Genomic DNA, 18,683 nt, shown 5'->3' with positions numbered 1-18,683 from the left:
GGTGCCGGCCGGAGATCCGCGAGGGCGCCCGTGCCCTGCGGCACCAGGTCGATCAGGGCCTCACCGGCGACGACGATCACAGGGCGGTTCCTTTCCTTGTAGGGAGATTGACTTCCGGCACTCGGGATCCCGGAACCTCGGACGGGCCTTTGCTGCCTGGTCCTGGTCCTCGGCCTTGTCCGCAGGGCGCCCGGGTGACCGGGGGCCGACCGTTCTCCGGGGGACGGCGGCCCGGCCTGCCCCGTTCGGGGCGGACCGGGACACCGGGGGACAGGCCGGCATCGGGGTCAGGGCACTATGACGATCTTGCGGCCCTGGCCGGCGGCGAACTGCTCGAGCGCCTGGGGGTAGGCGTCCAGGGGCATCCGGTGGCTGATGAACACCTGGGGGTCGAGGACTCCCGCGGCGAACAGCTCCGCCGCCCGCTCGTAACTGTGCAGTACCGCCATGGAGCCGGTGATGGTGATCTCCTGGTTGTAGATGCGGTACGGCGAGATGGTGGCTGTCGTGGCGTAGTCGGAGACACCGAACTGCAGGAACGTGCCGGCCTTGGCGACCCGCTCCAGGCCGTCCTGGATGGCGGCGGCGTTGCCCGTCGCGTCGATCACCACGTCCCAGCCCCCGGGCCGGCCCAGTTCGTCGGCCGAGACCGCCGCCTTCGAGACGCCCAGCTTCTCGGCGGTGGCCAGCCGTTCGGCGTTGATGTCGACGACATCCACCGACACGGCGCCGGTGCGCTTGGCCAGTTCCAGCATCATCAACCCCATCGTCCCGCTGCCGTAGATCAGCACGTGGGCACCGAGCCGGCTGTTGAGGACGTCATATCCGCGCACCGCGCAGGACAGCGGCTCGATGAGGGCCGCGTCCTGGACGTCCACATGGTCCGGCAGCCGGACGCAGTTGGCGACGGGGGCGACGGCGTACTCGGCGGCGCCGCCGGGCACGGTCACGCCGATGGCCTGCCAGCGGTCGCACAGGTTGTTGTGCCCCACGCGGCAGTAACGGCACTCGTGGCAGTACAGCGACGGGTCCACGGCGACCCGGTCGCCGAGCGCCAGTTCGGTGACCTCGCTGCCCAGGCCCACGACCTCGCCGGCGAATTCGTGGCCCGGCACGATCGGCAGTGTCGGGGCGAACTCACCCTGGAGGATGTGCAGGTCCGTGCCGCACAGTCCGCAGGCCGACACGTCGATGACGACATCCCGCGGCCCGGGAGTGGGGTCGGGCACCGTGGTGACGACGACCTTGCCGGGGGCTTCGATGACGGCGGCTTTCACTTGACTGCTCCTAGGGACAGGCCGCGGACCAGTTTGTCCTGAGCGGCGAAACCGGCGATGAGGACCGGCAGGGAGACCAGCGTCGCGGCGGCACAGAGCCGGGCGAGGAAGAGACCCTCGCTGGTGATGAAGCCGACGAGGAAGACCGGCGCGGTCGACGCGTTGGTGGCGGTGAGGTTCACGGCGAACATGAACTCGTTCCAGCTGAAGATGAAGCAGATCAGCGAGGTGGCGGCGAGTCCCGGCATGGCGACCGGTGCGACGATCCGCAGCAGCACGGTCGGCAGGCCCGCGCCGTCGACCTCGGCGGCCTCCAGGATCTCCTTGGGCACCTCGGCGAGGAACGAGCGCATCATCCACACCGCGATCGGGAGGTTCATGGCGGTGTAGAGGATGATCAGCGTCCACACGTTGTCCAGCATCCCGGCGTCCTTGACGATCAAGTAGACCGGCAGGAGGGCCGCGATGGCCGGCAGGAACTTCGTGGAGAGGAAGAAGAACATCACGTCGGTCCACTTCTCCACCGGCTTGATGGACAGCGCGTAGGCCGTCGGCACCGCCAGGACCAGGACCAGCAGCGTCGAGATGATGCTGGCCATGGCGGAGTTGAGGAGGAAGGGCGTGATGTCCCGGCTGAACAGCAGCCGGTACTGGTCGAGGGTGGGCGAGGCGAACAGACTCGGCGGGTTGGTCGCCGCGTCCGCCTCCTGGTGGAAGGACGTGAGCACCATCCATGCCACCGGGGCGAAGAACGCCAGGGTCGCGAGCCAGGCGACGAAGGTCCACAGCGGGGACAGCCGCTGTGCCTCGTCGTGTGCGTCGTTGCGGCGGAACAGCTTCTTCAGCCGTGCGCCGGGAGCGGCGGCGGGCGCGTCGGCGGTCACCGGGACACCTCCTCGCGGAACAGTGACGCGATGGTGCGCAGCGCGAAGGTCGCGATCACGATCGAGCCCAGCACGACGACCACTCCGGCAGCGGCGGACTGGCCGTACTCGAACTTGCGGAACATGGTCAGGTAGATCTCGTACGGCAGGTTGGTCGTCCGGGAGCCGGGGCCGCCCTGGGTGATGGTGTACACGGCGTCGAAGGTCTGGACGACGTAGATCGTGCCGAGCAGGATGCCCAGCTCGAGGTACTGGCGCAGATGCGGCAGCGTGATGTGGCGGAAGGTCGCCATGGCCGACGCGCCGTCCACGCGCGCGGCCTCCAGGACGTCGCCGGGCTGTGCCTGCAGGCCGGCCAGGAGGATCAGCATCATGAACGGGGTCCACTGCCAGACCAGCGAGACCACGACGGCGGGCATCGGATAGGAGGAGATCCAGTCGATCGTGGGGCCGTTCTCCGCGCCGAAGAGCCGGTAGACGGCGTTGAGAGTGCCGTTGAGCAGACCGTAGTCGGGGTTGTAGATGGCGTGCTTCCACAACAGCGCGGCCGCGACCGGCATGACGAGGAACGGCGCGATGAGCAGGGTGCGGGCCAGACCGCGGCCGGCGAACCGGCGGTCGAGCAGGAGGGCCAGGCCGAGCCCGAGAACCACGCTGATGAGCACCACCGACGCCGTGAGCACGATGGTGTTGAGCACGGCGGTACGCAGCCGCTCGTCGGTGAAGACGAACGCGAAGTTGTCCAGGCCGACGAAGTGGCGGTTGCCCGGCTTGAGGATGTTCCACTCGAAGGTGGAGATCACGATCGTGGCCACGAACGGCAGTTGGGTCACGACGATGGTGAAGATCAGGGCAGGCAGGAGCGGGATGCGGCGGCGCCACTTTCCGTCGCCGGCGGTTCTGCGGGGGCGGGTGGGTGGCCGCGCCGTCTTGGGCGGGTGGGCGAGCGTGGTCATGTGTGTTCCTTCGCCGGTTCCGGCGGGGGTGGGGGAAGCGGCGCCCGGCCGGCGCCGGGCCGCCGGCCGAGGCGAGCCTCGTGACGGGGCCGGCCGGGCGGGGGCGTCACTTCTGATAGGTCTTGGCGACGTCTTCGGCGAGCTTCTGGCCGTCCTCCAGCGCCTTGTCCACGCTGGTCTTGCCGGCGATGGCGGCGGAGATCTCCTGGGTGACCTTGGTACCCAGGTCCTGGAACTCGGGGATGGCCACGTACTGGATGCCCACGGTCGGCCGGGGCTGTACACCCGGGTCGGCAGGGTCGGCTCCCTCGATCGACTTCAGGGTGATGTCACCGAACGCCGCGGCTGCCTTCTGGTACTGCGGGATGTCGTACGTGCTGGCCCGCTTGCCCGCCGGGACACGTGCCCAGCCGAGCTTCTCGCCGACCAGCTTCTCGTAGTCCTTGCCGGAAGCCCACAGCATGAACTTCGAGGCGGCGTCGGCGTTCTTCGTGGTCTTGGGCATGGCCCACGCCCACGACCACAGCCAGCCGCTGCTCTTGGTCTCGACGGTCGGCGCGTACGCGTAGCCGACGTGGCCCGCGATCTTGCTGGTGCTGGGGTCCTCGAGCGGCCCGGCCGCGCTGGTCGCGTCGTACCACATGGCGGCCTTCTTCTGGCTCAGCGCGTTGAGGCACTCCGTGAAACCGGACTGCGCCGCTCCCGCCTGTCCGTGCTCGCGCACCAGGTCGACGTAGAACTTCGTCGCCTTCTTGAACGCCGGGCTGTCGACCTCGGCCGTCCAGTCCTTGGTGAACCAGGTGCCGCCGAAGGTGTTGACCACGGTCGTCAGGCTCGCGCCCAGCTCGCCCCAGCCGGCCAGACCGCGCAGACAGATCCCGCTCATCCCCGGCTCCGCGCCGTCGACCTTGGCGGCGATGTCGGCGATCTGCTGCCAGGTCGGATGTTCGGGCACCGTGATGCCCTTCGCGGTCATGACGTCCTTGTTGTACATGAGCATGGAGGACTCGCTGTAGAACGGCAGGGCGTACAGCTTGCCGTCGGAGCCGGACAGGGAGGTGACGACCGGCTTGAGCAGGTCGCCCTTGTCGAAGGAGACGTCCTTGTCGGCGTACGAGCCGAGTTCGTGCAGCCAGCCGTTCTTCTGCCAGATGGGGACCTCGTAGGCGCCGATGGTGGCGACGTCGTACTGGCCGGCCTGGGTGGCGACGTCCTGGGTGACCTTGTCGCGCAGCTCGTTCTCGGGAAGGACCGTGAACTTGACCTTGATGCCGGTGTCCTTGGTGAACGTGCTCTCGGTCAGCTTCGCGATGTCCTCCATCTGCGGATTGCCGACCATCAGCACGTTGATGCTCTTGCCGCCCCCGCCGGAGTCCGAGGAGCCGCCGGCCCCGCTGCAGGCGACCAGCAGCGAACCCGCCGCCGCGCTCGTGGCGAAGAGGTGGACCATTCTTCGTGTGCGCATGACTACTCCATCTTCGAGGCGTGGGAGATCACGCCCTGGCCGTGCGGGGTGGGGTACAGGGGGGAGGCGGACTGCGGTTCAGACCTGGATGACCTGTGGACCCAGGAGTGCGTAGCGTTGGGCTTCGGAACTGCTGAGCCCTGTGTCGGTGACGATGGCCTCGAAGTCCGTGATCTTCGCGAAGGGGCAGAAGCTCACGGCACCGAACTTCGTGTGCACGCCGGAGAACACCCGGCGTCTGGCGGCCCGGACGACGTCGGCCTTCACCTGGCTGACCGCGGGATCGGGAGTGGTGAGCCCGTACTCGCGTGAGATGCCGTTCGCGCCGACGTACGCCAGGTCGATGACGAAGCCGGACAGCATGTGGCTGGCCCAGTGGCCGACGGTGGCGAGGGTGCCGCCGCGCACCCGGCCGCCGAGCAGCAGCACGCCGATGTTCTGTGTGGATGCCAGAGCACCGGCAGTGGTCAGTGAGGAGGTGACCACGGTCAGCGGGCGGTCGCGCGGGAGCGCTGCGGCGATGAGCTGAGGGGTGTAGCCCTCGTCGATGTAGACGGTTTCGGCGTCGCCGAGCAGTGCCGCTGCGGCGGAGGCGATGCGGTTCTTCTCGGCGACGTGGTCGGTGGTGCGGTAGGCGAGGGTGGTCTCGAAGCCGGCGCTCTCGACGGGATAGGCGCCGCCGTGGGTGCGCCGGACGAGTCCGTGACTCTCCAGCACGTTCAGGTCACGCCGTACGGTCTCCGCCGAGACTCGCAGCGAGGCGGCCAGCTTTCTGACGTCGACGGATCCGTCACGGCGTGCCGATTCCAGAATGGTGTGTCTTCGTTCGCCGGTGTCCACGGGCACACCTCCAGCTGACGGCTCGGTGAATCGCCCCCTGCGAGGGGTGCGACCGGAGCCCGGTCCCTTCGGACTCCGGTGGCCCAATTTCTACAAGGTGAAAGCACCTGCTGACCAGATTCGTTCAGCGGTGGATGGTGACCGAATTCTGCGGCCTCCGGCCGGCGAATTGCCTGTTCAGAGCGGTACTCGGCATGCGGGTGCGGCGCCCTGGTGCCTGTTTGCCACCAGGTCGTGCCCGTTCGGTGCCCGTTTCGACGGCGGCTCGTCCACATGATGTCCCGAGGTCCGGCTCACGGACGGGTTCCGTGGAGAAATATCCCGCGCCCGGCCCGGAGCGATATGGCGCAAGCATGCCTGTGCGGCGTCCGTATCCGGGTGATCTGTCCGATGTCCGCAGGGAGTCGATCGAGCCGGTGCCGTCCGCCCGGCGTTGCGAGTGCTGCGGCAGGGCCCTGGACTTCGGAGCCATCCGGGCAGGAAGGGCGGGACACCGCGCCGTCGGCCTGTGTGACCGACGCTCAGGGCGTCAAGGCCTCCACGAACGCTCGGCCCGGTGCTTGTCGTCCTCATCACCGCCGCGAACGCATTCCGTCCCAGGGTGTCCAAAGTCTGGAAGGGCCTGCCTGCCTGCCGGTTCTCCTTGCTGTTGCGTTCCTACGGAACCGTTGCCGGTGTCGCGCCGCCGGACGGCGCAGGCCCGGCCGGGCGCAGTGTGTCGAGCCAGGAGACCTGTTCGGCCGTGCTCTGCGCGATGGCCGCGGCCACTTCCCTGGCGTTGTCGGCATGCCCCTGGGTGCGCTCACTGGCGCAGAGCATTCGGGACTGGGTGAGGTGGGCGCGCAGGGCGTCGGTGAGGATACGGTCGAAGGCCTGACCGGTCGCGGTGCCCGCCTTCTCGAGGGTGTCGAGGCTGACCATGCCGGGCATGTCGTGCCCCTCGTGGGGGCGGGTGTCGGGGATCGCCGAGAGCTCCAGCAGATCGCGCAGACGGACCAGGTTGTCACGCAGCCGCAGTGCGGTCCTGGCTGCCAGCTCCGCCAGGGCTGGATCTCCCTTGCGTGAGGGAGCCAGCTCGGTCAGGAGCTGCGCCCGCTCGTCCATGGGGATCATCAACTGGATCCATGCGGTGTCGGTGGCGTTGAAGGCCGTTGCCGGCGGCGTGCCGGCCGTCGGCTGCGCGGCGCAGCCGACAGCCAGCAGCGCCATGGCCAAGGCGCATACCGACCGCAGGATCAGAAGGTACCGGCGGAGTTGCACTTGGCCTTCTGGGTGATGCAGTCCTTCACGCGCTGCCCGAGGGCTGCGTTGTCCCAGGCGTTGAAGAAGTCGCCGTGGATCGACGATGCCATGCCCGAGGCCAGCCGGAAGCCTGCGGCACTGCCGCTGGTCGGGTAGCTGAAGACGAAGGAGACGTTGGGGATGGCGACCGGGTAGGCGCCGCTGCATTTGCCGTCGTACGTGAACGCGACGTGTGACTTGTGGTCGGGACTGTCCAGGTTCTTGCCGTCCCAGCAGTCGGGGAAGACGAGTTGGTGGGTGAGGTGGGCTTTCGGGGCACAGACCGGCCAGTTGCCGTCGGCGCTGCGGCCGATCTCGCCGCCCTCGCCGGAGCACCAGAACTGGCCGGTCGACCCCGCGGGGGTGGGCGTCTGCGCTTTCGCGTTGCCCGCGATCATGCGGAACCCCTGCGGGAAGGGCACGGTCGCGGCGGGCTGGTCGATCCGGGAGCCGTAGTAGACGATCATGCCCTCGGGTTCGACGGCCTTGTCGCCTTCGTACAGGGTGGGGATCCAGTAGGCCGAGAGGTCCTTGGCGGGGGTGCAGCTGGTCGGTGTGCTGGCCAGCAGGGACTGGGTGGTGGAGAAGGCGTCCGTGCTCTTGTTGCCGAAGAAACTGTGCATGTGGGACGCGCCGGGAAGACCCGGCAGGACGATGGGGTCGTCCGGCTTGGAGTGACTGTAGGTGCAGGTGGCGTTGAACTCCGGGACCCGGACCACACCTGCGGGCACCGCGGCCGGCGTCATCGCACGGAACTGAGCGAGCTGGGCGTCCCACTTGGCCTGGTCGACGGGTACCCATCCGGGCGCCGCGCCGTCTCCCTCGCCGACGAAGGAGAACCAGTTGATATTGACGAAGTCGCCCGGTGTCGTGCTGCGCAGCACGGCGAACACCGTCTGTGAACCGGTGGGGTGGGTGGTGACGTCGGTGGCCTGGGTCGCCCAGCTCTGCCAGCCGCCGGTCGGGGAGGTCTGCACGACCGCGAGCAGCGGACCGGTCAAGCTCGCGGTGCGCAACTCCACCGTGCCCGAGCCGACGGCGGAAGCGACCCGGGCCGAGACCGTCAGGCGGCCGGCGGCGCCGAGGTCGACGTTGTCGAAGCGCATCCAGTCGCCGTCGGCGAGGTACGCCGCGTTCTGCCCGCCTCCGGCATCCGCGGTGGCCTCCAGCACGACGCCGGACTGGGCCGCGTAGGACTCGGCCTGGACAGTGCCCGTGGCGGCCCGCGCAGGCTGGGACGAGACGGTCAGGCTCAGGGCGGCGGCCAGCACGACCACGAGAGCGCCCACTAACAGGGTGTACAGACGGACGGGATATCTGCGCATCTCACTTCCTCACGTGCGTTGGGTCCGGGGAGAGTTGATCCCGGAGAGCAGGAACTTCGCGGTGGAACGTGTCTCGGACGCGCGAAGCAGGTGTCCCGGGCCGCTCCGAGGGGGCGGGGCGCAGCGGCCCGGGGGTTGGTGCGGATGCCCGCGGGACGCCTACTGGAAGACCCGCACGTAGTCGACGAGCAGCTTGGCGGGGAAGGGTGTGCCGGCGTCCGTCGGCCCCGGCCAGTCCCCGCCGACCGCCAGGTTGAGGATCATGTGGTGCGGATGGTCGAAGATCCACGGGCCGCGGGTCTGCTCCACCTGGTCCTTGTTGAGGGAGAACACCGTCCGGCCGTCCAGGCTGTAGGTGATTCCCCTGGTGGCGCGCTGCGTGCCGTACATCCGGACGTAGCGGCCCGCGCCGGTGACGGTCAGGCTCTGGGCGCCGCCGGCGCCTGTGGCCGTCCGGTGGAGGACCGTCCACGTCCGGGCGTCGTCCGACACCTCGATCCTGAACGATGTGGCGTACGCGGCTTCCCAGTTGAGCGCGACCCGGCTGATCTCGGCCCTGACCCCGAGGTCGACCTGGATCCATTGCGGATCGGCGAAGGCACTGGACCACCGGGTCCCGGGGTCGCCGTCGACGGCGCTCCGCGCGCTGAAGACTCCCTCGGTGCTCGATGCGGTGGCGGGCCTGCCCTGGGAGAGCAGGACCTCCGCCGCCTGAGTCGGCGGGGCGGGGAGAGCGATGAACGCGAGCAGTGAGGCGGCCACGAGCAGGCCGAAGCGGCGCAGCAGCGTTTGCACGGGCGACTCCTCCAGTGGAGGTGGGGGTGAGGGAGCGCTCCCTGAACGGAGAATGGATCGGCCGCCGAAGACTGTCAATAGACTTGTTCACCTTGAAGAACAGCGCCGACTCGCGCACGCGATACCGAGGGAGCGTTTTCTCACCATCGGAGGTCGGGCCGAGCCACCACGGCTTCAGCGCAAAGCGAGAGCGCGTCCGGAGCGCAGCCACGCCGCCCGGCCTGCGGATACGCTGCTCGCATCGCCACGACGCGCAGCCGGAGGTCGCCCTGATGAGAAAACGCTCCCTGAGAACCGTCCCGGGTGGCGGCAAGGGGGAGGGGCAGGGATGAAACGGCCTACTCTCGAAGTGGTCGCGGCCCGGGCAGGCGTGTCCAAATCGAGCGTCTCCCGCGTCATCAACGGCGAGACGACGGTCGCCCCGCAGATCCGGGACGTCGTCATGCGGGCCGTGCACGAACTGGGCTATGTGCCCAACGGGGCCGCCCGCAATCTCGTCACCCGCCGTACGGACACACTGGCCGTGGTCGTCTCCGACCCGCCCCAGGGAGTCGTCTCCGACGACCCCCTGTTCTCCGCCGTGGTCCGCGCCGTCAGCAGAGAACTCGAGGCCGCGGGAAAACGGCTGGTGCTCATGCTCGCCGAATCGGACGAGAGCCGGACCAGAGTGGAACGGTACATCGCCGGCGGGCAGGTGGACGGCGTGCTGCTCGTAGCCCTGCACGGCACGGATCCGCTGCCGGCCGCGCTGGCCAGGCAGGGCCTGCCGGTCGTCTCCTTCAACCGCACCTCCGCCCAGGACGTGCCGTACGTGGCCCTGGACAACGCCGGCGGAGCAGCCCTTGCGGTGAGCCACCTTCTCCAGCGGGGCCGGCGCCGGATCGCCGCCATCACCGGACCGCTCGACCTCTACGAGGCCCGCGAGCGTCTCGACGGCTACCGTCGGACGCTACGCGACACCGGCCGTCGCTCCATCGTGGCGCTGGGCGATTTCACCAGAGTCTCCGGCGCCGAAGCCATGCGCCAGCTCCTGGAGGACGATCCGGACCTCGACGCGGTGTTCGCCTCCAACGACCTGATGGCGATCGGAGCGCTGCGCACCCTCCACCAAGCGGGACGACGCGTCCCGGAAGACGTGGCCGTCGTCGGTTTCGACGACATAGAAGCCGCGTCCTACACCACTCCCGCACTCACCTCGGTGCGCAGCCCGATGGCCGATCAGGCGACCGCCGCGGTCCATCTGCTTCTCCGCCTCATCGAAGGCGGTCCCACAGACCCGGTGATCATGCCGAACGAACTCGTGGTCCGCGAGTCGACGTGATCCGCTCTACTCGTTCCGCTCGGTCGACCGGATCAGGAAGTCCGGTGTCTGCCGGACGGCTCGGCGGCCGTAGACGTCCTCGATGATGGACTCGAAGTGCCCGAGGTGCCGGAGCATGGTGTTCTCGATCTGTTCCGGCTCGCCGCGCTTGAGCGCGGCGAGGGTTTCCTCGTGCAGGTCGATGCCGACCGCGTAGTCGTCCGGCGTGCGGAGCATCATGTCGTGCACGGCCTCGAGCCGGCGCATCAGGCCGATGAGGGTGCGTTCCAGGTAGGGGTTGTCCGCGGCGCTCCACATGGCGCGGTGGAAGCGCGACTCCGCCTGAGAGGCCTTGATCAGGTCGTCGCGATGGGTCCTGAGCAGGTCGATCGAGTGCTGCATGTCGGCGTAGTGCTTGGCCGTCGCCCTGAGCGCCGCCAGCTGCGCCATCCGGGGTTCCAGCGCGCGCCGTGCCTCCAGGAGGCGGAACACCTCGTCGGCGTCGGGGGCGTCGACGAGGGAGCTGAACAGGTTGTCCGGTATCCAGATGGAGATCACCCTGGCCTGACCCGCGCGTCCCGTGCCGGTGCGCAGGACTCCCGCCTCGCTCAGGCGGTCCAGGGCCTGGCGCACGGTGGGGCGGGAGACCTCCATCTGTTCGGCCAGGGCTCGCTCCGAGGGCAGCGCGTCCCCTTCGCGCAGCTGACCGCTGTGGATGCCGTCCACGATCTGGTGAAGCACGCTGTCGACGACGCTGCGGCTGCGAACGGGCAGGAAGTGGTCCACCGGTACTCCATTATTGGTAACAAGGCCTTGCCATTAATGGTCAGTATATCTAAGCTTTCACTAAGCCGTCCCCACTCGGCCCTCCTTCCGAGCATTCCCTTGCCCTGCCTCCTCCAGCCCCCTCCCCAAGGCCAGCAGCGGCGACCCGAACCGATCGGAGATGTCTCATGACTCCGCCTCCAGGGGACAGACCTTCGCAGACCAGCGACACCAGGCCCGCGAACGGCGACGGTGCACTCGATGCGCGCCAGACCTCCGACGACGAGTATCTGGAAGAACTGGGCTACAAACCGCAGCTCAGCAGGAAGCTGGGACAGTTCTCCGCGTTCGCTCTGCAGTTTGGCACGATCGCCCCCATCGGCGGCATCGTCTTCACCTTCGCCGTGGGCCTGGTCGCGGTCGGCCCGGCGATGTTCTGGCCGTGGGTCGTCGCGGGCGGCCTGCAGATGCTCATCGCCCTGTGCGTGGCCGAGGCCTGTTCCGCCTACCCGATCGCCGGCGGTGCGTACAACATCGTCTCCCGGCTCGGTGGCGGCTTCCTGGGGTGGCAGACCGGGTGGTGGATCGAGCTGGCCCACATCTTCTCGCTGGCCTCCTCCTGTATCGCCCTGGTACCGGTCATCCTCGGCTGGTTCGGTGTGTCGGCGGGGCACTGGGGACTGGTCGGGGCCGCCGCGGGCCTGATCCTGGTCTCCACCCTGATCAACGTCGCCAGCGTCAAGCTCAGCACCCGGTTCGTCAACGCGGGTGTGGTGGCCACCCTTATAGCGTGTGCGCTGGTCACCGTGGGTGTCGTGGCCGCGCTGGTCTTCGGCGACGATCCGGTGCACGGTGCCGGCTACCTCTTCACCAGCGACGGCACGGTCAAGGGCTCGATCATCATGCCCCTGCTGTACGCGGCGCTGCTGCCGTGCATCGTGCTCAACGGCTTCGACGTGAGCGGCAATGCCAGCGAGGAGACCAAGGACGCCGCCCGTGCCGTCCCCAAGGCGATGGTGCGGGCCAATCTCGGCTCCTACGGGTTCGGCACGGTGGTCATCCTGCTGCTGATCCTGGCGATGGGCCGGGTCACCGACACGCTCGCCAGCGTTCAGCCCGTCACCTTCATCCTCTCGCCGGTGCTCGGCCACGACCTCGCCAAGATCTTCGAAGCGCTGGCCGTGCTGGGGCTGTTCGTGAGCGCGGTGGTGCTCCAGCTGGCCGGAGCCCGGGTTCTGTGGGCTCAGGCCCGCGACAACAAACTTCCCTTGAGCTCGCGCTTCGCCGCACTCAACAAGGAGCACGTCCCGGCCTTCGCGGTGTGGATCACAGCCGGTGTGGCGGTGCTGTCCACCCTGTGGAGCTCCCTGTACGTGGTGCTCATCGCGATGACGGTGGTGCTGTGGGTGGCCGGCTACGGCGTCCTGCTCACCGTCATGTGGATCGGCAAGCTGCGGGGCACCGTACCCACCGCGGCCTACCGGGTCCGGGGCTGGCGGGTGATCTTCCCGCTCACCATCGTCTGGTCGCTGTCGCTGTGCGTCGTGCTCATCTACCAGAACCCCCGGCAGGTGGGGCTGGGACTGCTCATCGCCTTCGTCGCCGGACTGGTCGTCTACGCCGTGAGCCCGGCGCGCAACAGCGGCCGGCACCCCGTCAGGCCCGTGCCTGTCGAGACGGGCCCGCCCGCAGACCGCTCCTAGTGATCCAGCAATCAAGACATACGAATCAGGGAGTACATCCGTCATGAGCGTCCACACCAGTGACCTCACCTGGAACTTCGTCGGTGGCAAGCCGACGCGGGCAACCGCCGACGGCGTTCTGTCCGTGGTCAACCCCGCGACGGGCCGGCGGATCGGATCCGTGTCGGCGTCCGACGCCGCCGATGTCGCCCTCGCCGTCTCGGCGGCGCGGGACGCGTTCGAGGGCTGGGCGGCCACCAGCCCCGCAGAGCGCTACCAGGCTCTTCATCAGGTGGCGGACCTCGTGGTCGCCCACTTCGACGAGCTGGCCGAACTGGAGGCGGTCAACGCGGGCAAGCCGATCACGGCGGTCCGGGACGGGGAACTGACCGGCGTCGTCGATGCCATCCGGCTCTTCGCGGCGACCGCGCGCAGCCTGCCCGGCATCGCCGCCGGGGAGTACGTGCCGGGCAACACCTCGTTCATCCGGCGTGAGCCCATCGGAGTCATCGCCGCCATCACCCCGTGGAACTACCCGCTGCTGCAGGCGGTGGCCAAGCTGGTGCCGGCCATCGCCGTCGGCAACACCGTGGTCCTCAAGCCGGCCGAGGCCACCCCGCTGACGACGCTGCGGCTCGCGGAACTCGCCGGTCAGGTCCTTCCGCCCGGCGTCCTCAACGTGATCACCGGAACCGGACCGGAGGCCGGCCAGGCCCTGGTGACCGACCCCGCAGTGGGGCTCGTGTCCTTCACCGGATCGGTGGCAGGCGGCTCCGCCGTGGCCGCGGCGGCGGCAGCCAACCTGAAGAAGACCGTGCTCGAACTGGGCGGCAACGCGCCTGCCGTCGTGTTCGAGGACGCCGACCTCGACCAGGCACTGGACGCCCTGCTGGTCGGCGGCCTCTACAACGCGGGCCAGGAATGCATGGCCTCCAGCCGCATCCTGGTACACCGCTCCCGGTACGAATCCTTCGTGGAGGGTCTCGTCGAGCGAGCCCGCGCCACCGTCGTCGGCGACACCCTGGACCCGGCGACCCAGCTCGGTCCGCTGATCTCGCAGGCCCAGCGCGAGCGGGTGGAGGGTCTTCTCACCCGGCGCGGCGCCGGCGCGCGGATCGCGACAGGTGGGGACCGGACGGACGCACCGGGGTACTTCCTCAAGCCGACCGTGGTCGTCGGAGTGGAGCAGGGCGACGAACTGGTCCAGGAAGAGATCTTCGGCCCGGTGTTCACGGTGCAGGCCTTCGACGACGACGAAGGCGCGCTGCGCATGGCCAACGACACCCGCTACGGACTGGCGGCGTCGGTGTGGACCCGTGACGTCGGACGCGCGTTCCGCATCACCAACCGGCTCACCTCGGGAACGGTCTGGATCAACAACCACCTGGCCTTCGGCCCCGACCTGCCGGTGAGCGGCCACGGCGACTCCGGATACGGCGTGGAGAACAACCTCCTCGGCGTCACCGAGTTCACCCAGATCAAGCACGTCGCCGTCAACAACGTCTGACCAACGCGCCGCACCGCAGCAACGACGGTGCGACATCAGAAACGGATGGGATTCACATGGCTGTCTTCTCCGGCGTCCACGCCGCACTGCTGACCGCGTTCGACGCCGAGGGCGCGCTGGACACCACCGCCACAGCGGCCCTGGCCACCGATCTCATCGACCGCGGGGTGCACGGTCTGGTCGTCAACGGCTCGACCGGTGAATTCGCCTCGCTGAGCACCGAGGAGCGCCGGCTCAACCTGGAGACCGTCATAGCGGCGGTGGGGGACCGGACGCAGGTCACCGCCCAGGTCGGGGCCATGACCACTTCGGACGCGTTGGCCAGTTCCGAGCACGCCCTCAAGGCCGGCGCGGTCGCGGGCATGCTGGTGTGCCCGTACTACGAGGCCATCGACGAGCGCGAGGTGGAGGCGTACTTCCGGACCGTCGCGGAGGTCGGTCTGCCCCTGATGATCTACAACAACCCGAGCGCCACCGGCTGGTCGATGCGGCCGGAGTTCATCGCCAAGCTGGCGTCGATCGACGGCGTGCGGTTCCTGAAGGACACCACCCCCGAGGTGGGCCGCCTGTTCCGCATCCGTCAACTGTGCGGGGACAGCATCGAGATACTCAGCGGGCAGGACTCCGTCGCCCTCGCCGGCTTCCTGGCCGGCGGAGCACAGGCCACCGTGTGGGGCGCCGTCAACGCCGTGCCCGAGGCCTGCGTACGGCTGTGGGAGCTGGCGGTCCTGGACCAGGACGCCGAGCGGGCACGCGAGTTCTGGTCGTACCTCTACCCCCTCGCCCGGTTCTTCGAGACCCACGGCTACGCCCAGGCCGTCAAGACGGCGACCAACCTGCGCGGCATCGAAGTCGGTTCGCCGCGCCTCCCGGCCCTGCCGGTCGAGGAGTCCGACTTCGCCGAACTCCGGCAGCTCCTGACGGTCGCGAACGAGGCCGTCGCACAGTTCGAACGTTCGCCCGCCACGCAGAGCGTCTGACGACGAACGGGATCCCCGAGAGGGAGAGAAGTTCATGAATGAATCCCCCGCGGCCGAGAGCTGTACGAAGGAACCCGCCGACGTCCTCGTCATCGGCGCCGGCCCGTCCGGTGCCGTGGCGGCCCGGTACCTCACCGAACACGGCTTCCGGGTCGTCTGCCTGGAGCAGGGGGACTGGGTCAACCCGACCGAGTTCCCCGGCGACAAGCCCGAATGGGAGCTGCTGTCGCTACGCCGGTGGCACCACGACCCGAACGTCCGCCGACGCCCGGCCGACTACCCGTGCGAGGTCAGCGAATCCGACATCCACCCGGTGATGTTCTCCGGGGTCGGCGGCAGCTCCCTGCTGTACGGCGGGCACTGGATGCGCCTGTTGCCCTCCGACTTCCGCACCGCCACCCTCGACGGCGTAGGCGACGACTGGCCCTTCACCTACGAGGATCTCGCCCCGTACTACGACCGGGTCGACGCTCAGGTCGGCGCGGCGGGCATGGAAGGCGACCCTGCCTATCCGACAGGGTGGGCGCCGCCGCTGCCGCCCCATCCGATCGGCAAGATCGGCAAGCGCGCGGCACGCGGTATGAACAAGCTGGGCTGGCACTGGTGGCCGGCGGTCAACGCCATCGCCTCGCAGCGCCACGGAAACCTCGCCCAGTGCGCGCGGATCGGCTCGTGCGAGTCGGGCTGTCCGCAGGGCGCCAAGGCGTCCTTCGACCTCACCCACTGGCCGATCGCCCTGAACCGGGGCGCCCGGTTGATCACCGGGGCGCGGGTACGGGAGATCCGCACCAACCGCCAGGGACTGGCGGACGGGGCGGTCTACCTCGACCGCGAGGGAGCGGAGCACTTCCAGCCTGCGCGGACGGTGATCGTGGCCGCCAACGGCGTGGGCACCCCCCGGCTGCTCCTGCTCTCGGCCTCCGGCAGGTTCCCGAACGGTCTGGCCAACTCCTCCGGCCTGGTCGGCAAGCGCCTCATGCTGCACCCCAACGCCGAGGTCACCGGCGTCTACGACGAGGACATGGACAGCTGGCTCGGCCCGGCCGGCCAGGCGATCTACTCACTGGAGTTCTACGAGACCGACACCACGCGCGGTTTCGTCCGTGGAGCCAAGTGGCAGGTCATGCCCACCGGAGGGCCGCTGCGGGCCCTGTCGCTGCACGACGGTGCCTCCTTCGACGAACGCTGGGGCGCACCGGTCCACGAGCTCATGCGCTCGACCCTGGGGCGGACCCTGCAATGGGGCATCAACTCCGAGGACCTGCCCGAGGAGTCGAACACCGTCACGCTCGACGCGACGCTCACCGACTCCGACGGAATTCCCTCCCCCAAGATCAACTATTCGGTCTCCGACAACACCCGACGGCTGCTGCGCTACAACCTCGACCGCGCCCACGAGGCGCACCGGGCGGCCGGAGCCGTGCGGACCGTGGAGACGCCCCTGTGGAGCGACCAGCCCGGCCACCTGCTGGGCACCGCCCGCATGGGCGACGACCCCGCGACCTCCGTCGTCGACCAGTACGGCCGGGCGCACGACGTTCCCAACCTGTTCGTCGTCGACGGCAGCGTGTTCCCCACCGGGGGTGCGGTCAACCCCACCGCGACGATCTGCGCGATCGCGCTGCGCAGCGTCGAACACTTGGTACAGCAGGCCCGCGACCAGGAGGTACCACTGCGATGAGCCTCACCTCTGTACAGTCCGCGACGCTGCTCGCGCTCGCCGGAGCCATCATCCCCGCCGGAGCGCGGGAACCGGCAGCCGACGCAGTCCTCGCCAACGGTCACTGGCTCGGCCGCGGTTTCGCCGCCGAACCGCAGCTGGAAGCGGTGGTCGCGCAGGCCTGCGACCGCCTTCGCGACGAGGACCCGGTCACTGCCCTGCGCTCACTGGCCGCCGAGCACCCGACCGAGTTCTACGCGCTCACGACCGCGGTGGCGGGGTCCTACTACATGGCGCCCGAGGTGCGAGCCGCCATCGGCTACCCGGGCCAGATCCGCAGGCCGGCGGGCCTCACCGAAGCGGTCGACGACCTCGAGGACGACCTGATCGCTCCCATGCTGGCCGGCGAACCACGCTATCGGCCCACCCCCGGGGCCGCCGGAGGGCCCTCCGCATGAGTACTTTCCGTTGGACGGCGCCGGCCCAGTACATCGGCGGCCGTTATCAGGACGGCTCCTCCACGCAGGAACTGACGGTGGCCGAACCCGCCTCGGGCGCCGTTCTGACGGCCTTCCCGGCAGCCTCCGCCGAGGATGTGGACCGTGCGGTCCGTGCGGCGCGGCGCGCCTTTCCCGAGTGGGCCGGGGCCGGCCCGGCAGAGCGCGCGGGCGCGCTCGCACGGCTGGCGACCGAACTGCACCGAGTGGCCGAAGAGCTGGCGGTCACCGAGACCCGTCAGGCGGGAAAGCCGATCAAGCTGACCCGGGAGTTCGACGTCCCGGGCAGCATCGACAACGTCGAGTTCTTCGCCGCGACGGCACGGCATCTGGAGGGCAGGGCGGCGGGGGAGTACTCGCCGGATCACACCTCGTCGATCCGCCGGGAGCCCATCGGTGTGGTCGGGTCGATCGCGCCCTGGAACTACCCGCTGCAGATGGCCGTATGGAAGATCCTCCCGGCCGTCGCGGCGGGCAACACCATCGTCCTCAAACCCTCCGAACTCACCCCGCTCACCTCCCTGCTGTTCGCCGAGGCCGCCACCCGCGCGGACATCCCGGCAGGTGTGGTGAACATCGTCACCGGGCCGGGGACGACGGCGGGCGAGGCGCTCGTGAGCCATGACGACGTGGACATGGTGTCCTTCACCGGCTCCACCCCCGTCGGCCTGAGCATCGCTCGGGCGGCCGCCGGCAAGCGGCTGCACCTGGAACTCGGCGGCAAGGCGCCGTTCCTGGTGTTCGACGACGCCGACCTGGAGGCCGCCGTGCACGGCGCGGTCGCGGGCGCGCTGATCAACACCGGCCAGGACTGCACCGCCGCGACCCGCGCCTACATCCAGCGTCCCCTGTACGAACAGTTCCTCAGCCGTACGGCCGACCTCATGGCGAGTGTCCGTCTCGGCGACCCGTTGGACCCGAGTACCGACCAGGGCCCCCTGATCTCCACCACCCACCAGCGGCGCGTGGCCGGCTTCGTCGACCGCGCCCGCGCCGCGGGCGCCAAGATCCTCCACGGTGGATCCGCCCCGGGCGGTGGTTTGGCGCACGCCCCCTATTACCTGCCCACCCTGGTCACCGGTGTTGCGCAGGACAGCGAGATCGTCCAGTCCGAGATCTTCGGCCCGGTCCTCGTCGTTCTGCCCTTCGACACCGACGACGAGGGCATCGCCCTGGCCAACGACACGCCCTACGGGCTCGCCGCGTCGGCCTGGACCACGGACGTGTACCGCGCCCAGCGCGCCTCCCGCGACATCCGGGCGGGCTGCGTGTGGATCAACGACCACATCCCGATCATCAGCGAGATGCCCCATGGCGGGTACAAGGCGTCCGGCTACGGCAAGGACATGTCGGCGTACTCCTTCGACGAGTACACGAACGTCAAGCACGTGATGTCGGACATCACCGGCACCGTCCGCAAGGACTGGCACCGCACCGTCTTCGGCGACCGGCCCTCCTGACACCCCCCG

At 69.2% G+C, this 18,683-nt stretch carries 16 protein-coding genes; 7 read left to right on the top strand and 9 right to left on the bottom strand.

The genetic code is table 11. From position 1 onward, the window contains the following. Positions 1-287: 287 nt before the first annotated feature. The 8 genes from ABT070_RS39950 to ABT070_RS39915 all read right to left on the bottom strand — a co-directional run bounded on the left by ABT070_RS39950 (position 288) and on the right by ABT070_RS39915 (position 8,823). On the bottom strand, positions 288-1,277 hold the full coding sequence (locus ABT070_RS39950; protein WP_351767850.1) for a zinc-dependent alcohol dehydrogenase family protein: 990 nt from the start codon (positions 1,275-1,277) through the stop codon (positions 288-290). Continuing rightward, positions 1,274-2,113 (bottom strand): carbohydrate ABC transporter permease, encoded by an 840-nt coding sequence (locus ABT070_RS39945; protein WP_451102701.1) that lies wholly within the window; start codon positions 2,111-2,113, stop codon positions 1,274-1,276. The genes ABT070_RS39950 and ABT070_RS39945 overlap by 4 nt, the downstream gene beginning before the upstream one ends. A 44-nt stretch (positions 2,114-2,157) precedes the next feature. Then, on the bottom strand, positions 2,158-3,117 hold the full coding sequence (locus ABT070_RS39940; RefSeq protein ID WP_351767849.1) for a carbohydrate ABC transporter permease: 960 nt from the start codon (positions 3,115-3,117) through the stop codon (positions 2,158-2,160). Positions 3,118-3,223: 106 nt separating this feature from the next. Further along, on the bottom strand, positions 3,224-4,582 hold the full coding sequence (locus tag ABT070_RS39935; RefSeq protein ID WP_351767848.1) for an ABC transporter substrate-binding protein: 1,359 nt from the start codon (positions 4,580-4,582) through the stop codon (positions 3,224-3,226). A gap of 78 nt (positions 4,583-4,660) precedes the next feature. Then, on the bottom strand, positions 4,661-5,422 hold the full coding sequence (locus ABT070_RS39930) for a DeoR/GlpR family DNA-binding transcription regulator (protein WP_351767847.1): 762 nt from the start codon (positions 5,420-5,422) through the stop codon (positions 4,661-4,663). A gap of 657 nt (positions 5,423-6,079) precedes the next feature. Then, complete coding sequence (locus tag ABT070_RS39925; RefSeq protein ID WP_351767846.1) at positions 6,080-6,631, bottom strand: DUF305 domain-containing protein; 552 nt, start codon at positions 6,629-6,631, stop codon at positions 6,080-6,082. Between the two features lie 26 nt (positions 6,632-6,657). Next, positions 6,658-8,028 (bottom strand): DUF1996 domain-containing protein, encoded by a 1,371-nt coding sequence (locus ABT070_RS39920; RefSeq protein ID WP_351767845.1) that lies wholly within the window; start codon positions 8,026-8,028, stop codon positions 6,658-6,660. 159 nt (positions 8,029-8,187) lie between these two features. Further along, the gene (locus ABT070_RS39915) at positions 8,188-8,823 is read right to left on the bottom strand and encodes a discoidin domain-containing protein (RefSeq protein ID WP_351767844.1); all 636 of its coding nucleotides are present in this window, start codon (positions 8,821-8,823) and stop codon (positions 8,188-8,190) included. Between the two features lie 328 nt (positions 8,824-9,151). On the opposite strand from ABT070_RS39915, the gene ABT070_RS39910 reads away from it, so the two are divergent. Then, a complete protein-coding gene (locus ABT070_RS39910) occupies positions 9,152-10,144 on the top strand; it encodes a LacI family DNA-binding transcriptional regulator (protein WP_351767843.1) in 993 nt (330 codons plus the stop codon). 6 nt (positions 10,145-10,150) lie between these two features. On the opposite strand, the gene ABT070_RS39905 is transcribed toward ABT070_RS39910, so the two are convergent. Beyond that, on the bottom strand, positions 10,151-10,909 hold the full coding sequence (locus ABT070_RS39905; protein WP_351767842.1) for a FadR/GntR family transcriptional regulator: 759 nt from the start codon (positions 10,907-10,909) through the stop codon (positions 10,151-10,153). 167 nt (positions 10,910-11,076) lie between these two features. On the opposite strand from ABT070_RS39905, the gene ABT070_RS39900 reads away from it, so the two are divergent. The 6 genes from ABT070_RS39900 to ABT070_RS39875 are packed head-to-tail and all read left to right on the top strand — an operon-like array spanning position 11,077 to position 18,674. Beyond that, positions 11,077-12,591: an APC family permease gene (locus ABT070_RS39900; protein ID WP_351767841.1), complete on the top strand. Its 1,515-nt coding sequence runs from the start codon at positions 11,077-11,079 to the stop codon at positions 12,589-12,591. A 43-nt stretch (positions 12,592-12,634) separates the two neighbouring features. Further along, positions 12,635-14,077 (top strand): aldehyde dehydrogenase family protein, encoded by a 1,443-nt coding sequence (locus tag ABT070_RS39895; RefSeq protein WP_351767840.1) that lies wholly within the window; start codon positions 12,635-12,637, stop codon positions 14,075-14,077. A gap of 56 nt (positions 14,078-14,133) precedes the next feature. Then, positions 14,134-15,057 (top strand): dihydrodipicolinate synthase family protein, encoded by a 924-nt coding sequence (locus ABT070_RS39890; RefSeq protein WP_351767839.1) that lies wholly within the window; start codon positions 14,134-14,136, stop codon positions 15,055-15,057. A gap of 34 nt (positions 15,058-15,091) precedes the next feature. Then, positions 15,092-16,738, top strand: a complete 1,647-nt coding sequence (locus ABT070_RS39885) for a GMC family oxidoreductase (RefSeq protein WP_351767838.1) — start codon at positions 15,092-15,094, stop codon at positions 16,736-16,738. Beyond that, entirely contained in the window at positions 16,735-17,175 is a 441-nt protein-coding gene (locus tag ABT070_RS39880; RefSeq protein WP_351767837.1) for a hypothetical protein, read from the top strand. Before ABT070_RS39885 ends, ABT070_RS39880 begins: the two co-directional genes overlap by 4 nt. Beyond that, positions 17,172-18,674 carry a gamma-aminobutyraldehyde dehydrogenase gene (locus ABT070_RS39875; protein WP_351767836.1) on the top strand — a complete coding sequence of 501 codons (1,503 nt, stop codon included), beginning with the start codon at positions 17,172-17,174 and terminating at the stop codon, positions 18,672-18,674. The genes ABT070_RS39880 and ABT070_RS39875 overlap by 4 nt, the downstream gene beginning before the upstream one ends. Positions 18,675-18,683: the final 9 nt, after the last annotated feature.

This window comes from Streptomyces sp. NPDC002884, from assembly GCF_040295245.1.
GTDB lineage: Bacteria > Actinomycetota > Actinomycetes > Streptomycetales > Streptomycetaceae > Streptomyces.
Note: the sequence above shows the minus strand (reverse complement) of the source record. Positions and strands in the feature narration are given on the sequence as shown.

Bases quoted from the DNA above. Each gene is read 5' to 3' on its own strand.
- ABT070_RS39925 (WP_351767846.1), bottom strand. From the start codon at position 6,631: ATGGCGCTGCTGGCTGTCGGCTGCGCCGCGCAGCCGACGGCCGGCACG.
- ABT070_RS39935 (WP_351767848.1), bottom strand. From the start codon at position 4,582: ATGCGCACACGAAGAATGGTCCACCTCTTCGCCACGAGCGCGGCGGCG.
- ABT070_RS39880 (WP_351767837.1), top strand. From the start codon at position 16,735: ATGAGCCTCACCTCTGTACAGTCCGCGACGCTGCTCGCGCTCGCCGGA.
- ABT070_RS39875 (WP_351767836.1), top strand. From the start codon at position 17,172: ATGAGTACTTTCCGTTGGACGGCGCCGGCCCAGTACATCGGCGGCCGT.
- ABT070_RS39895 (WP_351767840.1), top strand. From the start codon at position 12,635: ATGAGCGTCCACACCAGTGACCTCACCTGGAACTTCGTCGGTGGCAAG.
- ABT070_RS39940 (WP_351767849.1), bottom strand. From the start codon at position 3,117: ATGACCACGCTCGCCCACCCGCCCAAGACGGCGCGGCCACCCACCCGC.
- ABT070_RS39910 (WP_351767843.1), top strand. From the start codon at position 9,152: ATGAAACGGCCTACTCTCGAAGTGGTCGCGGCCCGGGCAGGCGTGTCC.
- ABT070_RS39885 (WP_351767838.1), top strand. From the start codon at position 15,092: ATGAATGAATCCCCCGCGGCCGAGAGCTGTACGAAGGAACCCGCCGAC.
- ABT070_RS39920 (WP_351767845.1), bottom strand. From the start codon at position 8,028: ATGCGCAGATATCCCGTCCGTCTGTACACCCTGTTAGTGGGCGCTCTC.
- ABT070_RS39890 (WP_351767839.1), top strand. From the start codon at position 14,134: ATGGCTGTCTTCTCCGGCGTCCACGCCGCACTGCTGACCGCGTTCGAC.
- ABT070_RS39900 (WP_351767841.1), top strand. From the start codon at position 11,077: ATGACTCCGCCTCCAGGGGACAGACCTTCGCAGACCAGCGACACCAGG.